We start from the raw sequence: 20,473 nt of genomic DNA on the forward strand, positions 1-20,473 counted from the left end.
TTTTTATTTCCTCAGCATCCCGTGGTTGCGGATGATCACATCGACGTCGACGTCAGCTTGCAACTGTTGGAACTGCTCGTTTTTCCAATGGGCGAGCTCGGCATTGGAATAGTGGTGGCGGAAAAATTGGCCGGTGCCCAGCACATCGGACTTTGCGGCTTGGGACTTGTGGAGGGTGTGCAGGTAGCGTTCTTTGAAGATTAGCCGGATGTCATCGATCAATACGTCATCGGACACATGGCTTTTGCGTTCCAGAATCGTGACGGTGAGCTTGAATTTCGTATGCAGCATCGGCCGCGCACCTTGCAGTTCCGTCCGGTTGTTGACTTCCGCTTCGAGCAGGCGGATCGCGCCGTGGTGCAGGGTTTGCACGATGCCGCCGCGGAATTCGCCGTGGAAGACGTTGTAGACCAGCGATTCATTCAGGTCGAGCTGGCCGACTTTTTTCCCGTCTTTCATCAAGGCGGCACCGTTGACAGCAAGCATCGTGGTTGTCCCCTTTTTGACGACGGGCATCAGGCAATCTTCCGTTAGCGAATGTTTGCCGCGATACGCTTCCCACAGCGAGGTGCGAACGACTTCCGGGGTCCAGCCCGACTCGGGGCTGAAGAAGTTGTCATACGACGTGCCAGTGCTGCCGGCGACGCTTTTTTTTGAAGACTCGAAAAAAGTATTCATATCGCCCTGCACCACAGCCAGCTTGGTCTTATTGCCGATCTCACGGGTGCGCAGGGCATAATCGATCACTTCCGAGGTGTCGCTCTTCGCCAGTTTTTCGGACAAGAAGATCATTTTGACATGCAGCAGATCGATGGTGCGGTCGAGGTTGGTCGAGATAAAATCGATCGCTTTGGAGATCGACACATGATGCCCTTTGGCGATGATGTACTCGTTTTGTCCGCCGCCGATCTTGGGGATTTTCAGCCAGACGATGTAGCCGCCCTGCTTGCCGATGTCGACCGCCATGGCGGCGGGCAAGGCGCGGTGATTGATGTCTTTGACATCCCAGCAGCCGCTGAGCAAGGGCAGGCAGCAGAGGAGCAGGGCATAGCCTTTCAGCCGTTTTTTCATGCGGACCCTCCTTGGCGCAGCGACCAGACTTTGACCAGCAGCGGAATGCCGAGCATGCAGTACAAGCGCAGCGGCGTATCCCACAGCAGCAAGCGAAACACCCAGTCCCACGACGGGATCTGCAGGGTCACGATAAACAGCAGCACGCCGATGCCTGCGACCAAGCGGTGTTTTTTCATCCGGGGCAGAAACAGCCGGGAGAGGATCTGCGTCGCGATCCAAAAGAACACCGCTTGCAGCAAAATGAGAAATCCAAGCACCGCGCAGACGTAAAACAAGGTGATCCGGTCAAAAACAAACCATTCCATATCGACCGCATCGATCGCGATCAGCATCGAAAACTGGACGCGCACGCTCATCTCCGGTCCAAACGTCAAGATCGGGATGTACACCGCCAGAAAACTGCACAAGCAGAGCAGCACGCCAAGCCCATAGTAGAGCCTCCTCCGGCGCGATCCCGCCAGCAAGGCGCGCTCCCGGTTGAGCATCCCGAGCGTCAAAAACGGGCTGAACACAAACAAGAGCGAGTAAAACCGCACGTCATGCAGATAGGAAAACGAAAAGTCGGTCAGCGGTAACAGGTTGCGATAGTCGAGATTTTGATACGTCATCAAAATCGACCCGGCCAGCAGAGGCAGGCAGATCGCCGACAACAGCATCGCGCTGCGCAAGATCGTGGCGATGCCTTTGCCGGCGAGATACATCGGGACGATGATCAGCATCAGGGACAAGGCCCAGATCGGAGTCTGCTTAAACATCGTGACGGTCAGCATCTCCGCATGGGCGCGGATCACGATGATGATGCTGAACAGCACATAGAGCGCGTAGGGCAAGAGCAGGAGTCGTGCTGCCCAAGTTCCTTTTTCCAAAAAGATGTCGATCAGATTCTGGCCGGGGAACTTTTTCAACCCGGAGACATAGAGCCAGAGATGCAGGAAATAGATCAAACTGACGGTCAGCACAGCAACCCAAGGGGCGGTGCCGAGCACGAGGATCGCTTCCGGGAACATCAGGAAAATGCCGCCGAGATGGATCACGAAACAGAGCAGGTGGATCTGGTTGGGCCGATTTGTCAGGCTGCTCTGTTTATCCATGTGAACCTTCCTGCTGTTCTTTCCATCTGCTGAGATAAGGGACGCCAAACGTCGTCAGTCCGCTGATAAACGCGATCACCCAGACCAGTCCGATGAACAGGCCGATCAGCCCGTAGATCGAGGTGATCACAAGCAGCGCATATTTAAAAATCCGCACGGCAAGCGAAGTTTGGAAACCGATGATCGAAAAGTTGGCCAGCGTCATCGCCGAGATGACGATGATCAGCAGGTTGCTGACCAGATGCGCCTGCACCACCGCTTGGCCGAGCACGATGCCGCCAACCATCGTCACCGTCGGCCCGATGCTTTTCGGCAGGCGCACGCTCGCTTCCAGCACCAGTTCGATGACGAGCAGCATCAGCAGCACTTCGACCAGCGCGGGGTACGGCACCCCTTCCCGGCTCTGGGCGATGGAGAGCGCCAATTGGATGCGCAGCACTTCCGGATTCACAGCGATCAGTCCCACGTACAGCGCCGGAGCGGTCAAGGCGATGAACATCGCGAGGATGCGCAGCAGGCGCAGGAAGTGGGTGATGATGTTTGGGTACCCGCGGTCTTCGGCCAGGTAAAACGCGTCTTGTAGCACCCCTGGAGTGATCAGTGCGGACGGAAACTGATCGACGATCAGCAGCACGCGCCCTTCGCGGAGCATTCGGGCCGCCTCTTGCGGCACATCGGTGGAGAAGATCGTGGGAAACGGATTCCACCACTTTTGCTGCAAGGTGTGGAAGATGCTCTGGGTGGTGGGGTGGTCTTTGGATTTACGCTGTTCGAGCGCTTGCCAGACATCGGCGACCAGCTTTGGATCGGCATTCCCTTCCAGATAGAGCAGACCTGCCTTGCGCTTGGTGTCCGTGCCCAACGTGATCGTGCGATAGGCAAGTTTCGGGGAGGGCAACTGTTTGCGCAAGAGCCCGATGTTGGTGTCCAGCGCTTCTGTAAACGCCACTTGGGTGCCGCGCACCACGCTTTGCGTCTGCGATTCGGAGAGCGAGCGGTCCAGTTGTTTGGTCTGCGGCGTGAACTGCACCCGTTGCGTCCAGTCAGGAAACGAGAGGAACGCCTGCCCCGCCAGCAGCGGGTCGACCGGTTCCCCGTTGACGAGCTGTCCGTCAATCCGCTCCAGCAGCAGACTCCCGACCGCAAAAGCATCTTCATCCGGCAGCACGGCCTCCTCGCTCCACGCCAGCAACTGCTGCTTCGTCTTGTTGGCATCGACCAGCGTCTCGATGTAGATGAGCTCCACCCCAACCCCGAACAGCCGGATGCTCTCTTTTTTATAATCGGCCAAGTTCTCCATCTCGTTCCCTCCTTTCCTGTAGCTTGTTTCCAAAAAGCAACAGTATGCAGAAGGGAGGTATACTTCTGTGAGAAATATTTTTAACATGATTTGATATGGTATAGACTATCAAGTTAATGTTGAAGTGAGATATTATGATAGAAAAATAGGACAAGGGTGTTCTGCAAAATGAGATCGCAACTAGTAGTAGAACGATTTCTTGGCGCTAACTTTGTAGATGAGCCTGATGAGTCTGCATTTGAAGATTTTTGTGTTGAGCTGAACCAGCTCTACGATGTTGAACTCGAAAGCGAACCGTATACGAACCTGATCAGGCATACGATTCGGAAACATGCTGCTATGCTGAGTTTTTTGATTGATGCAAACACCACCGTTGTGTATCCGAGCTTTTATCGGCCTCGTTGGGAGGTTAAGAGCGGTTATAAAGAAGCTGTCCGCCGGGGTGCGAATCTTTATGAAACCGAAGTATTCAATATGCTGTTTCAATTTCATGGGGGCAGGTTTCGGGGGGATGGGATCGCCTTGATGTGTCATGGTCCGAATGGATTTCAAGATGAGTGGATCTTGTTATGTCCAGACGACACAGAAATGAGAATTCAAGCTGAATCAAATAAATACAGGGAAATTGCTCTTGCGATGACCTTTCGGGCACAAATGAACTCTGATCTGCAAAGTGAACTGTTAGAAAATTTGAGTGCGCTGCTGCCGGCAAAAAGATGTGCGAACAGCCTCATGCATGAGTATGGTCACGTCCTTCAATACCGGTTATGGGAATCTGAAGGAATACAGGTACGGGATTTTGCAGCCCTCTACAGGTGGTTTCTTGAAAGGGGGTACGCGCAGAACGTGTCTGCAAGGATTCCAAAGTTTGCGGATTACCCGGATGAGACAAAGCTTCGGTTTTTAAAGGAGGCATTTGTTGAGGATTATAGGATTGGATTGAATGTTGAGAAAAATGGAGGTATATTTGAGTTACCAAATGCATACTGCTTTCGCGGTGATTTTGAAGATCCAAGTTTGATGGCAGAAGGGGTGGAGATCGTGAAGCAAGCTGTGAAGAAAAAAACATCTTCTTTTCGAGGGAGTTATGGTCAAGCCAATGAACCGGATCGTGTTTTGTTGACTGATCAGATCATGGCGAATTCATCAGATTTTAGTACTCGTAACCCACGTATGACCACGGAAGATCATCAGGCAGTCTTGGATCGTCTTCACGCAAAAAGCAAGCTGCAGCCAGTATGATCGGACATATTAATTCAAGAATATAAAAGACCCTCTGCTTATTCAAGCAGAGGGTCTTTCGTTTGAAAACGTCTATTCCACCGCCAACGCCTTCTCGATCGCGTTGGTCAACTCACCGTCGAGCGGCGCGACTCTGGAGCCGAAGCGGCCGATGACGCGGCCGTCGCGGGCGATGAGGAACTTTTCGAAGTTCCATTGCACGTCGCCGGTCTCCGCAGCGTTTTGGGTGAGGAATTGGTAGACCGGGTGCTGGTCGGCGCCTTTGGCGTGGACTTTGTCAAAGAGGTCGAACGTCACGCCGTAGTTGACTTTGCAGAACTCTTGCACTTCTGCGATCGTGCCCGGCTCTTGGGCGCCGTAGTCGTTGGACGGGAAGGCAAGAATGCGCAGGCCTTGGTCTTTGTAGGACTGGTAGAGCTTCTCCAGCCCTTCATATTGCGGGGTGAACCCGCATTTGGAAGCGACGTTCACGATCAGCAGAACGTGGCCTTTGTAGTCGGACAGGGAACGGGTCTCGCCGCCAGCGGTCGTTGCGGTCAGGTCGTGGAAAGTGGTCATGTGCACAGGCTCCTCTCAGGATACGATATTCTTGGCACATTATACCATAACCTGTCCCCTACTGCTTGGGACCGCCTGTGATGCGGATGATGTAGTTGGGCACTTTCACGAACACCGTCCACTCCTCTTCGCCGCCGTCTGCACGTTTGACTTTCACCGGGACGGAAAATTCGCCGTTGCCAGCAGGTGCGACTTCGCCTGTGTCGAGGTAGTAATACTTTTTGCTGACCAGCGCATCAAGCCAGGCTTGGTACTCGGCCGGCGGCGTGTCGAACGCGTTTTCCTGTCCCTCTGCTTTGTAGATCGCAGAGGCGCTGTAGGTCCAGCGGTTCTGAGTCAGGTTGGTCATGAACAGCCCCACCGTATCTTTAAACTTCGGCGCGTAGTAGTTGAGATAGGACTTCTGCTCTTTCATCTCTTTGTACCGCTGGATGTCGTCCGCCGTGATGTTCTCACCGGCCATCTGCGGCGGCTCGTATTCGTGCCAGATGATCAGCGACAGGCAAAGCACACAGGTCACGGCGATCCCAGCGAGCATTTTGTTGTTCTCGACCAACGGCTTGTACGTCTTCTTGTTCACATAGATGTACGGGCGGGCGAGACGCTTCTGCAGTTGGTCGGAGAAATTGGAGATGATCAGGATCGCCGCCCCCATGAAGAGCGCTGCGCTGCAGAGAATCCACGGATATTGGCGCATCATTTTCGACCCGTAGGCGATCAGCGCGCCCCACTCGCCGCTCGTCGTCATCAGGTACGAGATCGGAGGCATGGCATCCGGGTCGATCGTGACTCGCTCGCCGCCGCCGAGGAAGAGGTTCACCACCGCCAACTGCCCGATCAGGAACAAGACCTGCACAAAATCGGTCAAGAACGCAAACAGGATCTCCGGGCGCAAATGCGGCATCAAGTGCCGGAACACCACCCTTGAAGTGGATGCGCCCATCGTGCGGGAGGCGGAGATGTAGAGTTTGCCGCTGTAATAGTGCGAGCGCTCCGAGAACTGCCTCGCCAGCGGGAACACCCCGATCAGGATGATCATCAAAAAGAGGATCTGGGTGGCATCGCCTTTCTTCAGCACCTGATTCAAGCTGTACATCATCGGATAGATAAACAGCAGGGCAGGCACGGCTGTCGTCATCATCTGCAAGGAGTTGATCGCCGACATGCCCCGCCCTGTCGTCCCCGCATACATCCCGAGGGGGAGAGCCAGGCAGAAGCGCAGCATCGTGATCAGCAAAGCAAATCCGATCGTATATTTCGCCCCGTGGAGCAGCAGGGACACCATGTCATAGCCGCGGTGGTCGGTGCCGAGCCAAAATTTATCGGTCGGCGGGAACGGCGCGGAGACCATCTGGCGCTTGCCGTCGATGATCTGATAGTCATAGGTCATTTTAAAATCGTCGGTGATGCCGTGCGGCGCGATCATCGAGCCAAAGACGGTCACGAAGATCAGCAGGAGCAGGAGGAACCACGCGAGTTTGTACTGGAAGCGGTCTCGTGCCGCCGCTTGCTGCAAGTTGACCATCTACGCCACCTCCTTGGTTTTCACCACGAGGAATCGGCGCAGCACGGCGACCAGCACGTGCGTCAACAGGCCAAAGCAGGCGAGGATCGCACAGGTCGCAGGCAGCGACGTCACTTTGTGCAGGTCAGGGTTGATCGCATAGCCGCCGAGCCCAAACACGCCGCACATCACTTCGGCCACCACCAGCGAGGTGATCGCCACCGACACGACGCGGGGCAGCGCGGTCAGCAGGTCTTCGGTGACGTTGCGCATGATGTGCCAGATGATCACGTGCGGGCGGCTCATCCCTTTGGCATACGCGGTTTTAATATAGCCTTCCTCCCACTCGCGGGTGACGGCGATGCGAAACGCGCCGTACATCAGCGCCGTCGGCAGCAGCATGATCGCCAGGAACGGGATCAAAAACGGTGTGTCGCTGCCAAACTGCATGATCGTCAACACTTTTTTGCGCAGAGCCATCGCTAGCAGAATCGCGCCCATCTGCATCAAGGCGACGACCAGAAAATCGGGCATGGCGAGCAGCAGGCGGTTGATCCGGTCGAGCACAGACCCGATTTTCGGCAGCCAGACGGCAAGCAGGGCCAGCAGAAACCCGGCGACGATCGAGGTCAGCAGCGCCGGAATCAAATAGGAGAACGAGCGCGCGACCATCTTTTCCATCTGCGGGTCGATCGGCAATTCCCGGTCTGGGCGGTTGCGGTAGGTGATCGTGCCGTATTCGCCTTGGGTGTAGCCAGTGATCTGGTCACGGATTTCGATCACGAAGTTCTTCACGTCGATCTTTGGCTTGATCGGCATCGGGCCGATGCGCTGGATCTCGGGATCTTTTTTCAAGAGCCTGATGTACTCGCGGGTCTGTCCGTAGGGGACTTCGACGAGGCCGGAGTCTGCGTTTAGTACATAGGTATCTTCATATTTTTTCATGATAGTTTCCAGGTCACGGTCATACTTCACGGTGACATAGATGCGGTCGGATGCTTCTTTTACAAAAATTTTGTCCAGATTTCCAAGCATCAAAATGCCGAGCAAAACGGCAATTCCGATGATCAGACCTTTAAGTATACGAATGATGGCAACCTCCCCCTTTCTTAATTAGTCTGAAAAATTACTGAAATGTTGCAACTTTTTTGCAAAAAGAGGACATTGGAAAAATAAGGAGAAGTCAGTCTCTGGAAATTCATGTGAAATCATGAGAGGCAGGTTGAAGATAGATGAAATCTAGGTTTACGCGTTCGATCGTGACAATGATCGCCGTTTCGATGCTGGCGGTGGCCGGCGGCGGCGCTGCGCAGGCGTCAGGCATCGGAGTGGAGTTGGATCACAAAGCGTTGAAGTTTCAGGTGCAGCCGTATCAGAAAAATGGTCAGACCTTGGTGCAGCTGCGCACCGTGGTGGAGGCGCTGGGCGGTACGGTGACGTGGGAAGGTGAGAAGCAGCAGGTGCGGGTGGAGATCGGCGATGACAGCGGATTCGTCCGCATCGGCGGCCCGATGCTGGTCGTGAATGATCAGACCTTTCCGCTCAGTGTAAAGGCCGAGCTGAAAAACGGCGCGACGATGGTGCCGGTGCGCGTGCTGGAGAAGTTCGGCGTGGACGTGAACTGGAACGCAGGGAAAAATGGAGTGGAGCTTTTCTATCAAGGGAACAAGATGATGCTCAACCTGGCGCTGTCCACAGAGGTCAATTCGATGGACCCGGCCAAGGCGTATACGCCGGACGCGTTTACGCTGATCGCACAGACCAACGAAGGGCTGGTGCGCATCGACCAGGACGGGTATCCGGTCGCAGGCGTGGCGAAAGCGTGGGAAGTGTCGCCCGACGGCAAGACGTATACGTTCCGCCTGCGCCCCGAGGCGAAATGGTCGGACGGATCGCAGGTGAGAGCACAGGATTTTGAATTTGCCTGGAAACGGGTGCTTGATCCGGCGATGTCTGTCCAGTGGGCGTACATGCTGATGGATCTCGAAGGGGCGGAAGACTTTAACGGGGGCAAGCAAACGTCCGACATGGTGGGCGTAAAAGCGCTGGATGACCGCACGCTGGAAGTGAAGCTGAAGCGTCCCGTGCCGTATTTTATCGAAGGGGTCGCACACCCGATTTTCTATCCGGTGAAGATGTCGTTTGTGGATCGTGTCGGGCTGGAACAGCATGGGCAGGACCCGGACAAGGTGCTGTCGAACGGGCCGTTCAAGCTGACCGAGTGGGAGCATGAAGGCATGATGAAGCTGGTGAAAAATGAGCAGTACTGGGATGCGGATGCAGTGAAGCTCGATGCGGTCAACTACACGATCGTAAATGAGCTCGTCTCGCGCCACAATCTGTATGCGCAAGGCGTGCTCGACCGCATCCAGCTTGATCAGCAGGAATTCATCGACAAATACAAAAGTGCGCCGGAGTACAGCACTGTGGCGGAAGGAATCACCCATTATCTGACGTTCCAAACCGCCAAAGGCGTGACGCGTAACAAACTGGTGCGTCAGGCGTTGACGTATGCGATCAACACGAAGACGCTCGCGGAGATGCAAGGCGACAACGACGCGGCGACCGGTTATGTGCCGACCGGGATCACCGACCATCACGGCAAGGAATTCCGGGAACAAGGCGTTGACCTGATCGCGCAGGCGGACAATGTTATGAAAGCGAAATCGATGCTGGCGGAAGGTTTGAAGCAGCTTGGGCTGAGCGAAATGCCGTCTTTGACGCTGCTGGTCGATGATTCGCTGCAGAAGCGCAAGCAAGCGGAGCAGATCGCGGCGGACTGGAAGACCCAGCTCGGTGTGGAGATCAAGGTGGAGGCGGTGCCGTTTAAGACTCGTCTCCTGCGCACGCAAGAGGGGAACTACGACATCGCGTTGATGGCGTGGGGACTCGATTATAACGATGCGGGCACGTTCCTCGACATGTGGGGGACAGGCGAGTCTATCAACACGGCGAACTATAGCAATCCGAAGTACGACGAGCTGATTACAAGTTCGGATGCGACAGCGGAGATGGATGTGCGGACGAGTGCGTTGCGGGCGGCCGAGTCGCTTTTGATGGAAGACATGCCGGTTGCGCCGCTGTATTTCAACAACAAGTCGTATTTGACCAAGCCGTATGTAAAAGGGCTGGAGACGCATACGTTTTGGAGTCAGTATGATCTGAAGCATGCGTATGTGGAAGGCCGTAAGTAATTTTTAGGGAAAAACCCCTTCGCCGATACGGGAGCGAAGGGGTTTTGCATTATCTGCTGTCGCGCTGGGACTGCATGTTGTTCTGCTGCTGCTGGAACTCAACGGTGTCGTCGACGACAGGCAGTTGGTTGGGCAGCTTTTCGAACTTGGCGGACGGGAGCTCGGAGAACTCGGTGTCCATCGCAGTCATGCGGGCCTGCATCTGCGGGGCCGGCAGCAGACGGTGCGGATCGGTGATCGGGCATTGCTGCTGCTGTTTGCTTCCTGTTGCGTCTTCCTGTCCGCCGATCTCGCCAAACTCGGCCATCGCAAAGTTGTTCGGGTTGCCGGGCGACGAAGTTGGACGATAGCGGTCGGTGCCGCGCAGGTTGGCGAGCGTGTCGCCTTTGCCTGCTTTGGCAGCGTTGTACACGCCGTTGCGGTGCACAAACCAATACCACGCGTAAAAGACACCAAAGAGCACAAGGCTGATCAAAAGAAAGCTGGTAAACGTAAGCATAGCCTGACCACCTCCCTGTAGGTAGTGTGGGACAGACAGGGGGCATCCATGTGTAGTAAAAACGCCCACTGCCGAGAAAAAGGCAGCGGGCGTTTTTTCACACTACGCCAGATCTTTCGCCAGCGACTCCAAAGTGTCGTAGCCGAGCGGGATGGTGACGTTCATGTGAGGGTGGTCGAGGACGAGCTTCACGTCTTCGTGTTCGTAGGAGCCGTTGGTGATGTAGGCGATGGCGGTCTCCGTCATCGGGAACTTGAGGTAGTGCACCGATGTGGTGAACTCGCGGTCGTCGTGCTCTTCTTCGAACTTCGCTTGGATTTGCTCACCGTTCACGACCAGGAAGAGGTGATGTTCAATGCCCTTCAGCTTGGTCAAAAGCTCGGTCAGCGCCGTCTGCTCGTCAGTTTCGATGAACAGGGTCGCCGACAGTTCGCCCGCTCCCGGCACCATTCCCGAGTAGATCTCGATGTACTCGTCGATCTCTTTCGGGTCGGTCAGATCCTCATTGTGCAAGAGCTCCTGGATCTGGAACATCACCGTGTTTTTGTTCTCAAACAAGATCGAGATGTCATTGTTGAAACGCACACGGCGGGCCTTCTTGTACTGGATCATCTTTTTGACATATTCGTCGCGGCCTTGACGGTACGTCGGGAGCGCCACGATGTCGCTTTTGCGAATCAATGCTGCTGTCATAAAAAATCCACCTCCGGTTCTCTGGTCATGATGATGAAGCGCCCGCCCCGCACGTATGATGTACAGGGCGGATTTTTATTTATACCTTACGCTTCGAGGGAGTCGAGCAGTTTTTGGAAGCGCTGTGCATGGACGCGCTCCGCTTTTGCCATGACTTCCATCCACTCGCCGATTTCGTCGAAGCCTTCGTCACGAGCGGTTTTCGCAAAGCCCGGGTACATTTCGGTGTACTCGTATGTTTCGCCGGCGATTGCCGATGCCAGCATCTCTTTCGCGTTGTTGACCGGGAGACCGGTTACCGGGTCGCCTTCGCCGTTGTTGCGCAGCGCGTCGAAGTGGCCAAATGCGTGCTTGGTTTCGCCGTTTGCGATGGCGCGGAACAGTTCTGCTACCTCTACTGCGCCTTCTGCGTCTGCCTTCTCTGCGAAGAACAGGTAGCGGCGGTTCGCTTGCGATTCACCTGCAAATGCGGTTTTCAGGTTGTCTGCCGTTTTCGAGCCTTTGATTTCGTATGCCATTATGTTTTCCTCCTCGTTTGTTTCGTTTCGTGAACATGTAATAATTCTATACTTAGAATAAGTCTAAAGTGAATCTTCCGCTGTAAGCTGGATCACATTTTGTCTGAGGAGTGTGTGCCGTGAAGCGACCTGGTGATGATGTGAAGATTTTCTCCGGCTCTTCCAATCCGGAGCTGGCCAAGGCGGTGTGCCGGATGCTCGGCGTGCAGCTTGGCGAAGCAAAACTGTCGCGCTTTCAAAGCGGCGAGACCTACGTGTCGATCGGGGAAAGCGTGCGCGGCGCGGATGTGTATGTGTTTCAATCGTTCTGCCATCCCGTCAACGACCACTTTGTTGAACTGCTGGTCATGATCGACGCGCTGAAAAGGTCATCGGCCGGCATGATTAATGTGATTTTGCCGTACTACGGTTATGCGCGTCAGGAAAAGCAAGATCAGCCTCGCGAGCCGATCACTGCCAAATTGCTCGCCGACGTGCTGACCACCGTCGGGGCGGAACGGGTGATCACGATGGACCTGCATGCTCCGGCGATCCAAGGATTTTTCGATATCCCGGTCGATCACATGACGGCGCTCGACCTCATCGCCGACTACCTGCGCACAAAAGACTTGAGCAACGCGATCATCGTGTCGCCTGACGCCGGGCGGGCCAAGACGGCAGAGCGGCTGGCCACCTATCTCGATCTGCCCGTTGCGCTGATGAACAAGCGCCGCCCCAAGCATAATGAAGCGGAGATCACCCACGTCATCGGCGACGTGAAAGGCAAAGTGCCGATTATTATTGAAGATATGATCGACACAGGCGGCACGCTGGTCAAAGTCATTGAGGGGCTGGTGGAGAATGGAGCGCAGGCGGAGGGCATCCTATGTGCGACACATGCGATCTTCTCACACCCGGCGCATGAGCGGCTCAACCATCCGCTGATCAAAGAAGTGGTGGTCACCGACACGATGCCGATCTTGCGGCGGGAAGAGCTGCCGAAGCTGAAAGTGATCTCGGCCGCCCCGCTGTTTGCCGAGGCGATCGACCGCATCCACACCAACCGTTCGATCTCCTCTCTGTCGCTGGAATCGGGGCGGATGTGATATACTAGGGAAAAATTAGACAGGACTCGGGAGGTGACGCCTGTGGATAAACCGAAAAGCCAGGAAGAGAAACTAAGCACCCATCAAAACAATGTCATTCCGTTCCAAGTGGACGCCGCCTTCTTCTTTGAGCGGGCGGTGCACTATCTGGATCGTCACGACCTGAAAAACGCATTGAAAAATTTTCGGAAAGCAGCGGAGTTAGAGCCGGACAATCCGGTCAACCACTGCAATCTGGCAGGCGTCCTCTCCGAGTTGGGCGAGTTTGAGGAATCGAACAAGATCCTGCAGAAGATCCTGAAAGAGATCGACCCGGATCTGGTGGAATGCCACTTCTATATGGCGAACAACTGCGCCAACCTCGGCGACTATGAACATGCCGAAGAGCATATCACGCGCTATCTGGAGCTCGACCCGCGCGGCGAATTTGCCGAAGACGCCGAAGAGATGCTGCAGATCCTGATGCAGGAGTTTGGCGGCGGCAAAGTGTTCCAGGAGCGCAAGCAGCAACAGGAGGATGACAACTCCGGCGGGCATGACACGGCGCGCAAATTGCTCGAAGAAGGCAAGTTTATGGAAGCGTCCGCCTATCTGGAAAAAGCGGTTGAGCAGCAGCCGGACTCGACGGCTCCGCGCAACAATCTCTCCTTGGCCTACTATTACCAAGGCGACATCGACAAGGCGATCGAGATCGCGACCGAAGTTTTGGAACGCGACCCGTCCAACGTGCATGCGTTGTGCAACTTGGCGGTGTTTCATCAGCATTTAGGCAACGGGCCGCAGCTGCAGGAGATCCTCGAAGGGCTGCGCAAGCTGTACCCGCTGTATTTTGACCATACATATAAGTTGGCGACCACGATGGGCATTTTGGGCGAGCATACGACCGCGTACCGCTTGTTTAAGCAATTGCTGCGCTGGGGCGACCGCACCGATACGGCGCTTCTGCACTGTGTGGCGGCGTCGGCAGCGAACCTTGGTTTTCTGGAAAAAGCAAAAAAGGTCTGGTCGGAGATTCAGATGCTCGATCCCGATTCGGAGACGCCGGTATATTATTTGAACAAAGTTAACGCAGCAATCGAAGCGGGCGGGAAGATGGACGCGGTGTCCTACCAGTATCACATCCCGTTTCAGGAGCAGTTCCGGATCATGAAAGAGCAGATCCAGACCGGGCAGCTCGGCACGTGGCGCAACGACCCGCTGATCCGCTCGTCCTTGTTCTGGGCGCTGAAGCACGGCGATCTGGAGACGAAGATGCAGGTGATTCAGACGTTTGCTCTGCTCGCCGACAAAGAGGTGGAGCATGTGCTGCGCGAGTTCATCAAGAACCCGGAGGAGATCGACCAGCTCAAGCGGCTGGCGATCTACGTCCTGCGCCACATCGGGGCGGAAGGGCCGTTTCAGGCGCATCTGGACAAGGAAGAGGTGCTGTTGCGCGTGCAGTCTTTGCCGCAGGATGATCTGCTGACCTTGCAGCCGGAATGGCAGGAAGTGCTCGACAAGACCTACTCGGAGCTCGATCCGGCCTATGGCGAAGAGGCGCGGCACATCGCCCGCGATTTGTGGACGGGTTATCTCAACCGCGTCTTCCACGCGCCGCCGCGCATCGTGAAAATTGCCAACTGGGCGGCGGCACTGGAGTATGCGGTGCTGCGTAAACTGGGTGCGAAAGCCACCCAGGCCGATGTGGCGGCACGGTACGGCGTCGCGCCGGGGGCGGTGTCGAAGATCTACCGCCTGCTGATGCAGCCGGCGAAGAGCGGGGAAGATTTGTAGGGAGACTTACAGTACACACCACGCTTGCTTAGATATACTAAAGGACGAGGATGAGTTTTAGGAATCCTCGTCCTTTTTCAATCTCATACTAACTTGGGACGCGCTGTGCGTCTGTTCAATAGAAGGGGGCTTTTCTCAATGAGCGAAACCAACAATCTTTATGATGTGATTATAATCGGCGGCGGTCCGGCCGGCATGGCAGCCGGTCTGTACGCAGGCCGCGCCAACCTGAAAGTTGCGTTGATCGAACGCGGCATGCCGGGCGGTCAAGCAGCGACCACCCATTTGATCGAAAACTATCCGGGCGTGGAATCGGTGGACGGCCCGTCCCTGTCGATGACGATGCACAAGCAGGCGGAAGACTTCGGCACGGAGATGATCACCGGCGACGTGGAGAAGATCGAAGACGCGGAGAAAAAGATCAAGAAAGTGATCACTTCCCGCGGCACCTACCTGACCAAAACGATCATCCTGGCGACTGGCGCAGAACCGCGCAAATTGGGCGCACCGGGCGAAGATGAGCTGCGCGGGCGCGGTGTCTCCTACTGCGCAACTTGCGACGGCGCGTTCTTCCGCGAGAAGGAACTGGTCGTGGTTGGCGGCGGCGACTCGGCGGTGGAAGAAGGCATCTACCTGACCCGCCACGCTTCGAAAGTGACGATCATTCACCGCCGTGACTCCTTGCGCGCGCAGAAGATTCTGCAGGACCGCGCCTTTAAGAACGAAAAGATCAATTTCATCTGGGACACGACGGTCGAAACGATCGAAGGCGAAGGCAAAGTGCAGAAGCTCCAGATTAAAAATACGAAAACGGGCGAGACTGGCGAGTATCCGTGCGACGGCGTGTTCATCTACGTCGGCATGGTGCCGAATACGGGCTTCTTCTCCGACCTGCCGATCCTGAACGAATCGGGTTATGTCGTCACCAACGACAAGATGCAGACGAAACTGCCGGGCGTGTTTGCAGCCGGCGACGGCCGCGAGACGGTGCTGCGCCAAGTGGTGACCGCAACTTCGGACGGCGCGGTGGCGGCGTTTTATGCGGGCCATTATGTGGAACTCTGGGAAGAGGATCAAGAATAGAGGATTGAGAGCGGCATGAACGATCAGTTTTTGATACTGGGCACGGCCGGGCATATCGACCACGGCAAGACGACGCTGGTCAGAGCCCTGACCGGCATTGAAACGGATGTTCACAAAGAGGAAAAAGAGCGGGGCATCACGATCGACATCGGATTTGCCCCCTTTACTCTCCCCGACGGCAGACGCGTCGGGGTGATTGACGTTCCGGGCCATGAGCGCTTTGTGCGCAACATGCTGGCCGGGGCGGGCGGGATCGACCTGATCATGCTGGTGATCGACGCCAATGAAGGGATCATGCCGCAGACGCTGGAGCATCTGCACATTTTGGAGATGCTGCACGTGCAAAAGGGCATCATCGTCTTGACCAAGATCGATACGGTCGATCCGGAATGGCTGGAGATGGTGCAGGAAGAAGTGCGCGAGGGGCTGGCCGGGACGTTTTTGGCGGAGGCGCCAATCGTGCCGGTGTCGGCGGCGAAAGGCATCGGGATCGAAGAGCTGCGCGCGGAGATCGGGCGCATGTCGGCCGAAGTGTCGCCGCGCGAAGTGACCGCGCCGCTGCGCCTGCCGGTGGACCGGGTGTTTTCGGTCGCCGGATTTGGCACGGTGGTGACGGGGACGGTGTACGCCGGACAGGTCCAAGTCGGCGATACGGTGGAAGTGCTGCCTCAGGGGCTGGCAGCCCGCGTGCGGCACATTCAGGTGCACGGCGAGTCGGCCGATCGCGCATTGGCCGGGCAGCGGGCAGCTTTGAACCTGCATGGCGTAGAGCGCTCCGACCTGGATCGCGGCATGGTGATCGCGCAGACCGGGCTGTACCGGGCGACCGATAGGCTGGACGTGCGGATGCATGTGCTTGATGATGCGCCGCGCACGCTGACCAACCGGATGCGCGTTCGCTTCTACATCGGGGCGAGCGAAGCGATGGGGCGGGTGACGATCCTCGACCGCGATGAGCTGCTGCCGGGCGAGGACGGGCTGGTGCAGCTGCATCTGGAAAGCATGATCGTCTGTGCGCCGGGCGACCGGTTTATCATCCGCACCTTCTCGCCGATGCTGACCATCGGCGGCGGCACGATCATCGACCCGCATCCGGTCCGCGAGCATCGCCGCCGCCGCGACTATGTGCTGGAAGAGCTTCAACAGCGGGAAAAAGGCGGTCCGGAGCAACTGGTGCTGCAAGCGCTGCAGGACGACCCGGGCGCCGGGCTGCGCGTGCTGGCCGATGTGGTCAATGCGACCGAAGATGTGGTTGAAGGCTGGCTGGCTCCGATGCTCGAAGGAGGGCAGGTCACACAGGTGCCGGGCGGCTATGTCGGGACAGACTGGCTGGATAAGCTGTTCGATGAGATCGAAGAGAAGATCAGAGGGCATTTTGCCAAAGAGAAATACCACATCACCGTGCCGAAAGCGCAGGTCTTGTCGCAACTCGGCAAGAAGATCAAGCCGAAGCTGTTCGACGCGCTGCTTGGGGCGGAGGCGGCGAAAGAGCGATTTGTGCTGCAACGGGACAAGCTGTCGATTCGCGGGTATGAGGTGCCGTTTACGTTGCGCGACAAAGAGCTGATCGGCAAGATCGAGGCGCTTTTTGCGGAAAGCGGGTTCCATCCGCCGTCGCTTGATGACGTGATGAAAGAGACCAAGGCGTTTGAGAAGACGCTGCAGGGGCTCTATCATTATCTGCGCGAGACCGGTGTGCTGGTCGACATCGGGGATGGCGTGCATTTCCAAGCCGCGACGCTTTTGCATGCCCAAGCGGCGATCCGCGAGAAATTCGCCGAGTCCGGAGCTTTTGGCGTCGCCGACTTCCGCGACTGGGTCGGCACCTCGCGCAAGTTCGCGGTGGCGATCTTGGAGTATTTTGATGCATTGAAATTCACCAAGCGCGTCGAGGACAAGCGCGTGGTGGTGGAGTAGAGCAAGGCAGTCTCGCATAAAAAGTCACAATCTATTCACTCTCATGTAATAGTCTCGCAATATAAAGGGGTTATGATAAGGGTAAGCAAATGACCCCCTTTTAAAATATTTCTTTCCCCGGTGAGACGTGTTCCGCGCAAGCGGACGGCTCACCTTTTTTTTGTGTCTTTATTCGACAGGATTGGTGTTCGTTTTGCGTTGTGATCGGCGGGGGCGGAGTGGTATGCTGGAAGTGGTGATGCAAACGATGCGACTGGTAGCGAATTGCGTGATCCGCCAGGGCGATCTCGTGCTGATGCTGCAAAAGCCGCAGCGCGGCTGGTGGTCTGCGCCGGGCGGAAAAGTGGAGGTTGGCGAATCGCTGGCCGAAGCGGTGGTGCGTGAAGTGGCGGAAGAGACCGGGCTGTCGATCACCGATCATCGCCTGCGCGGGATCTTTACGATCCTCAGGCAGGACGGGGACGTGGTGCTCGATCACTTCATGCTGTTCACCTTTTATACGGAGAGCTTCACTGGCACCTCCAAGACGTTAACCGAGGAAGGACGCCTCGAATGGGTCCCGATCTCGGAGCTGGCAACCCGCCCGATGGCGGAAGGCGACCGGTACTTTCTTCCTGACATTATCGGAACGAAAGAACTGATCACAGGGAAGTTCTGCTATACCGCCGACCACAGACTGATTCACTGGCAACGAGAATAGACGGAAAGCAGTACCGGGCGCGGAGTTTATGATCTGCGCCTTCTTTTGTTTAGTTTCATTTGATTAAATTCCTTAGAAGGTTAAGGTGCCGAAGCGGCAGGAATGTAGCGGTCCCGTAGAGAAGAAGTCAAAATTATAGAAGGTGGAAGAAGGGGGTAGGGTGAGTGACGCCAACACGACAACAAAAGAAAAGAGCCTTTCAGTCATCGACGTTTCGGCTGCTGGACCGTGTCTATGAAGGCATCGACAGCAAGATCAAGATGAAGCTTAGTCAAAAATTAGGCCTTATCATCATTGTAACGTTTGTTGGTATTCTGGCAGTCGGCGCAACGTCGATCTGGCAGTTGAGAACGCTCCAAGACAACATGGATGAAGCGTTGACCGTCAACCTCCGCGCGATGCAAGTCGCCGAAGAGATGAAGGTTACCGCTGCTCAATACGACCGCGAGATGGTGAACTATATCCGCAGCGGCAACAACAAAGACGGCCAAGCGGTGTCCAAGAAAAAGCTCGACGATCTCAACAAGATCATCGAAGCGAACATCAGCGAGTATACGAGCTTGGCGGACAACACCGAAGAGGATCAGAAGAACCTGGCCGACCTGAACAAGAACTGGCAGTACTTCAAAGATTCGCAGACGAAACTGCTCGCAGAAGCAGCGAAAAGCGAAGTCATCGCGTTCCAGCTCTGGGAAGGCAACCTCTCCTCCGGCTACAAGAACTTGTCCAAGACTCTGACGTTGATCAACGATAAAAACCAAAAAGTGATCGCAGAATCCAAAGGGCTGCTCGATTCCATCTACCGCACGTCCTGGATTCTGACCACGATCGTCATCGCCGTCATCGCCCTGTTTGCAGGCGCGCTGGGCCTGGCGACCAACCGCTATCTGCAGCGCCGCATCAACCACATGGTGGAAGTGAACGAAGTGTTGGCACAAGGCGACCTGCGCGTCAACGTCAGCGTGGACTCCAGCGACGAACTGGGCCAGCTGGCCAGCTCGACGAAGGCGGTAATCGCCAACCTCCGCCAGATCATCGGCGAGGTGAACACGGCGTCGCTGTCGGTGGCAGCCGCTTCGGAACGCATGGCTTTGTCCTCGGAAGAAAGCAACAAGGCGGCCGAATCGGTCGCGCTGACGATTCAGGAAGTTGCAGAAGGCACGGCACGTCAGGTAGAGCGCACGCAGGAAAGCGCCGACTTGATGTCGCAGCTGGCCGAATCGGTGGGCGAGATCAAGATCACGATGAACCGCATCGTGGTCGCCGCGCAGCAGACGGCCGACACGGCGTTAAACGGCCGCTCGGTGCTCGACACCACGTCCGGGCAGATCGAAGGCATTCGCTCGGCGAACGTCGAGACGGTGCATGCGTTTGAACATCTGTACTCCGAACTGGGCCGGATCATTCAGTTCGTCAACGTGATCACCGAGATCGCGTCGCAAACCAACCTGCTCTCCCTGAACGCTGCGATCGAAGCAGCGCGGGCGGGCGAACATGGCCGCGGCTTTGCAGTCGTCGCCGATGAAGTTAAGAAACTGGCCGATCAGTCCTCGCAGGCTGCCGGCGAAGTGCGCTCGATCGTCTCGTCCGCTCATGAGAGCATGGAGCAGATGCGCGTGGCGCTGGGCGGTTCCAACCAGCGTGTTGACGCAGGCGTGAAAGCGATGCAGGAGACCAATATGTCGTTTGACCACATCGTCACATCGGTTGAAGAGATGCTCGACCGCATCCGCGTGGTGGCCGATACGACGGAGACGATCTCCAACTCGGCCAACCAGGTGTTTGGGAACATCGAAGACGTTGCGTCGATCACCGAGGAATCGGCTGCCGGCGTCGAGGAAGTCTCTGCGGCGACCGAAGAGCAGTTGGCGTCGATGCAAGAGGTGGCAGCGTCTGCCGTCACGCTCTCGCAGCTGGCCGATGCGCTGAAGATGAGCGTCTCGCGCTTCACCGTCGAAGAGGAGATCCACGCAGGAACGGGTCTCGTCGTCTCGATCGCCGAAGCGCGCGCGCAAGCAGCAGCCTCCCAAGAGGTATTCGGACAAGCAGAGGAATTTGTTGGGGCTGACGCCGACGTTGTTGGGGCTGACGACAGCGAAGGATCTGAAGAGCAGTTGAATACGTTTGAAGCGAATGCCGAGTCGGCAGAAACTGCTGAGACTTCTTCGGAAGATGCAGAAGATGTCGCAGTTGAAACTGACGAAGAAGCAAAAAAATAACAGCCGCATACGATGAAACGAGC

At 56.2% G+C, this 20,473-nt stretch carries 17 protein-coding genes; 8 read left to right on the top strand and 9 right to left on the bottom strand.

All coding sequences use genetic code 11. The annotated features are described in order from the left end of the window. Positions 1-3: 3 nt before the first annotated feature. The 3 genes from CBW65_RS10780 to CBW65_RS10790 are packed head-to-tail and all read right to left on the bottom strand — an operon-like array spanning position 4 to position 3,465. A complete protein-coding gene (locus tag CBW65_RS10780) occupies positions 4-1,071 on the bottom strand; it encodes a Ger(x)C family spore germination protein (protein ID WP_087456811.1) in 1,068 nt (355 codons plus the stop codon). Beyond that, complete coding sequence (locus CBW65_RS10785; protein ID WP_087456812.1) at positions 1,068-2,165, bottom strand: GerAB/ArcD/ProY family transporter; 1,098 nt, start codon at positions 2,163-2,165, stop codon at positions 1,068-1,070. Before CBW65_RS10785 ends, CBW65_RS10780 begins: the two co-directional genes overlap by 4 nt. After that, positions 2,158-3,465: a spore germination protein gene (locus tag CBW65_RS10790; protein WP_157721888.1), complete on the bottom strand. Its 1,308-nt coding sequence runs from the start codon at positions 3,463-3,465 to the stop codon at positions 2,158-2,160. Before CBW65_RS10790 ends, CBW65_RS10785 begins: the two co-directional genes overlap by 8 nt. Before the next feature lie 168 nt (positions 3,466-3,633). Here CBW65_RS10790 and CBW65_RS10795 point away from each other — a divergent pair, with 168 nt between their 5' ends. Beyond that, the gene (locus CBW65_RS10795) at positions 3,634-4,707 is read left to right on the top strand and encodes a hypothetical protein (protein WP_087456814.1); all 1,074 of its coding nucleotides are present in this window, start codon (positions 3,634-3,636) and stop codon (positions 4,705-4,707) included. 72 nt (positions 4,708-4,779) lie between these two features. On the opposite strand, the gene CBW65_RS10800 is transcribed toward CBW65_RS10795, so the two are convergent. The 3 genes from CBW65_RS10800 to CBW65_RS10810 are packed head-to-tail and all read right to left on the bottom strand — an operon-like array spanning position 4,780 to position 7,819. Continuing rightward, on the bottom strand, positions 4,780-5,265 hold the full coding sequence (locus CBW65_RS10800; protein WP_087456815.1) for a glutathione peroxidase: 486 nt from the start codon (positions 5,263-5,265) through the stop codon (positions 4,780-4,782). A 58-nt stretch (positions 5,266-5,323) separates the two neighbouring features. Beyond that, complete coding sequence (locus CBW65_RS10805) at positions 5,324-6,790, bottom strand: ABC transporter permease (RefSeq protein ID WP_087456816.1); 1,467 nt, start codon at positions 6,788-6,790, stop codon at positions 5,324-5,326. After that, positions 6,791-7,819, bottom strand: a complete 1,029-nt coding sequence (locus CBW65_RS10810) for an ABC transporter permease subunit (RefSeq protein WP_087456817.1) — start codon at positions 7,817-7,819, stop codon at positions 6,791-6,793. 182 nt (positions 7,820-8,001) lie between these two features. Here CBW65_RS10810 and CBW65_RS10815 point away from each other — a divergent pair, with 182 nt between their 5' ends. Next, a complete protein-coding gene (locus CBW65_RS10815; protein ID WP_087456818.1) occupies positions 8,002-9,963 on the top strand; it encodes an ABC transporter substrate-binding protein in 1,962 nt (653 codons plus the stop codon). Positions 9,964-10,012: 49 nt separating this feature from the next. Here CBW65_RS10815 and CBW65_RS10820 read toward each other — a convergent pair whose 3' ends face one another. From CBW65_RS10820 to CBW65_RS10830, 3 genes are all read right to left on the bottom strand, one after another. Continuing rightward, complete coding sequence (locus tag CBW65_RS10820; protein WP_087456819.1) at positions 10,013-10,462, bottom strand: hypothetical protein; 450 nt, start codon at positions 10,460-10,462, stop codon at positions 10,013-10,015. A gap of 102 nt (positions 10,463-10,564) precedes the next feature. Further along, a complete protein-coding gene (locus CBW65_RS10825) occupies positions 10,565-11,155 on the bottom strand; it encodes a DUF3501 family protein (RefSeq protein ID WP_087456820.1) in 591 nt (196 codons plus the stop codon). A gap of 86 nt (positions 11,156-11,241) precedes the next feature. After that, complete coding sequence (locus CBW65_RS10830; RefSeq protein WP_087456821.1) at positions 11,242-11,673, bottom strand: rubrerythrin family protein; 432 nt, start codon at positions 11,671-11,673, stop codon at positions 11,242-11,244. 119 nt (positions 11,674-11,792) lie between these two features. Here CBW65_RS10830 and CBW65_RS10835 point away from each other — a divergent pair, with 119 nt between their 5' ends. The 6 genes from CBW65_RS10835 to CBW65_RS10860 all read left to right on the top strand — a co-directional run bounded on the left by CBW65_RS10835 (position 11,793) and on the right by CBW65_RS10860 (position 20,450). Further along, a complete protein-coding gene (locus CBW65_RS10835) occupies positions 11,793-12,758 on the top strand; it encodes a ribose-phosphate diphosphokinase (RefSeq protein WP_087456822.1) in 966 nt (321 codons plus the stop codon). A 42-nt stretch (positions 12,759-12,800) separates the two neighbouring features. Then, entirely contained in the window at positions 12,801-14,531 is a 1,731-nt protein-coding gene (locus CBW65_RS10840; protein WP_198299806.1) for a tetratricopeptide repeat protein, read from the top strand. Between the two features lie 138 nt (positions 14,532-14,669). Next, positions 14,670-15,614 carry a thioredoxin-disulfide reductase gene (gene trxB, locus CBW65_RS10845; protein WP_087456824.1) on the top strand — a complete coding sequence of 315 codons (945 nt, stop codon included), beginning with the start codon at positions 14,670-14,672 and terminating at the stop codon, positions 15,612-15,614. A gap of 15 nt (positions 15,615-15,629) precedes the next feature. After that, positions 15,630-17,531, top strand: a complete 1,902-nt coding sequence (selB, locus tag CBW65_RS10850; protein ID WP_087456825.1) for a selenocysteine-specific translation elongation factor — start codon at positions 15,630-15,632, stop codon at positions 17,529-17,531. 223 nt (positions 17,532-17,754) lie between these two features. Next, positions 17,755-18,231 carry an NUDIX hydrolase gene (locus CBW65_RS10855; protein WP_232463480.1) on the top strand — a complete coding sequence of 159 codons (477 nt, stop codon included), beginning with the start codon at positions 17,755-17,757 and terminating at the stop codon, positions 18,229-18,231. A 164-nt stretch (positions 18,232-18,395) separates the two neighbouring features. Continuing rightward, positions 18,396-20,450: a methyl-accepting chemotaxis protein gene (locus CBW65_RS10860; RefSeq protein ID WP_087456826.1), complete on the top strand. Its 2,055-nt coding sequence runs from the start codon at positions 18,396-18,398 to the stop codon at positions 20,448-20,450. Positions 20,451-20,473: the final 23 nt, after the last annotated feature.

Origin of the sequence: Tumebacillus avium, from assembly GCF_002162355.1 — a bacterium.
GTDB lineage: Bacteria > Bacillota > Bacilli > Tumebacillales > Tumebacillaceae > Tumebacillus_A > Tumebacillus_A avium.

Excerpts from the sequence above, each read along its gene's own strand:
- CBW65_RS10780 (WP_087456811.1), bottom strand. The coding sequence starts at position 1,071 with ATGAAAAAACGGCTGAAAGGCTATGCCCTGCTCCTCTGCTGCCTGCCC.
- CBW65_RS10785 (WP_087456812.1), bottom strand. The coding sequence starts at position 2,165 with ATGGATAAACAGAGCAGCCTGACAAATCGGCCCAACCAGATCCACCTG.
- CBW65_RS10790 (WP_157721888.1), bottom strand. The coding sequence starts at position 3,465 with ATGGAGAACTTGGCCGATTATAAAAAAGAGAGCATCCGGCTGTTCGGG.
- CBW65_RS10795 (WP_087456814.1), top strand. The coding sequence starts at position 3,634 with ATGAGATCGCAACTAGTAGTAGAACGATTTCTTGGCGCTAACTTTGTA.
- CBW65_RS10800 (WP_087456815.1), bottom strand. The coding sequence starts at position 5,265 with ATGACCACTTTCCACGACCTGACCGCAACGACCGCTGGCGGCGAGACC.
- CBW65_RS10805 (WP_087456816.1), bottom strand. The coding sequence starts at position 6,790 with ATGGTCAACTTGCAGCAAGCGGCGGCACGAGACCGCTTCCAGTACAAA.
- CBW65_RS10815 (WP_087456818.1), top strand. The coding sequence starts at position 8,002 with ATGAAATCTAGGTTTACGCGTTCGATCGTGACAATGATCGCCGTTTCG.
- CBW65_RS10820 (WP_087456819.1), bottom strand. The coding sequence starts at position 10,462 with ATGCTTACGTTTACCAGCTTTCTTTTGATCAGCCTTGTGCTCTTTGGT.
- CBW65_RS10825 (WP_087456820.1), bottom strand. The coding sequence starts at position 11,155 with ATGACAGCAGCATTGATTCGCAAAAGCGACATCGTGGCGCTCCCGACG.
- CBW65_RS10830 (WP_087456821.1), bottom strand. The coding sequence starts at position 11,673 with ATGGCATACGAAATCAAAGGCTCGAAAACGGCAGACAACCTGAAAACC.
- trxB (WP_087456824.1), top strand. The coding sequence starts at position 14,670 with ATGAGCGAAACCAACAATCTTTATGATGTGATTATAATCGGCGGCGGT.
- selB (WP_087456825.1), top strand. The coding sequence starts at position 15,630 with ATGAACGATCAGTTTTTGATACTGGGCACGGCCGGGCATATCGACCAC.
- CBW65_RS10855 (WP_232463480.1), top strand. The coding sequence starts at position 17,755 with ATGCTGGAAGTGGTGATGCAAACGATGCGACTGGTAGCGAATTGCGTG.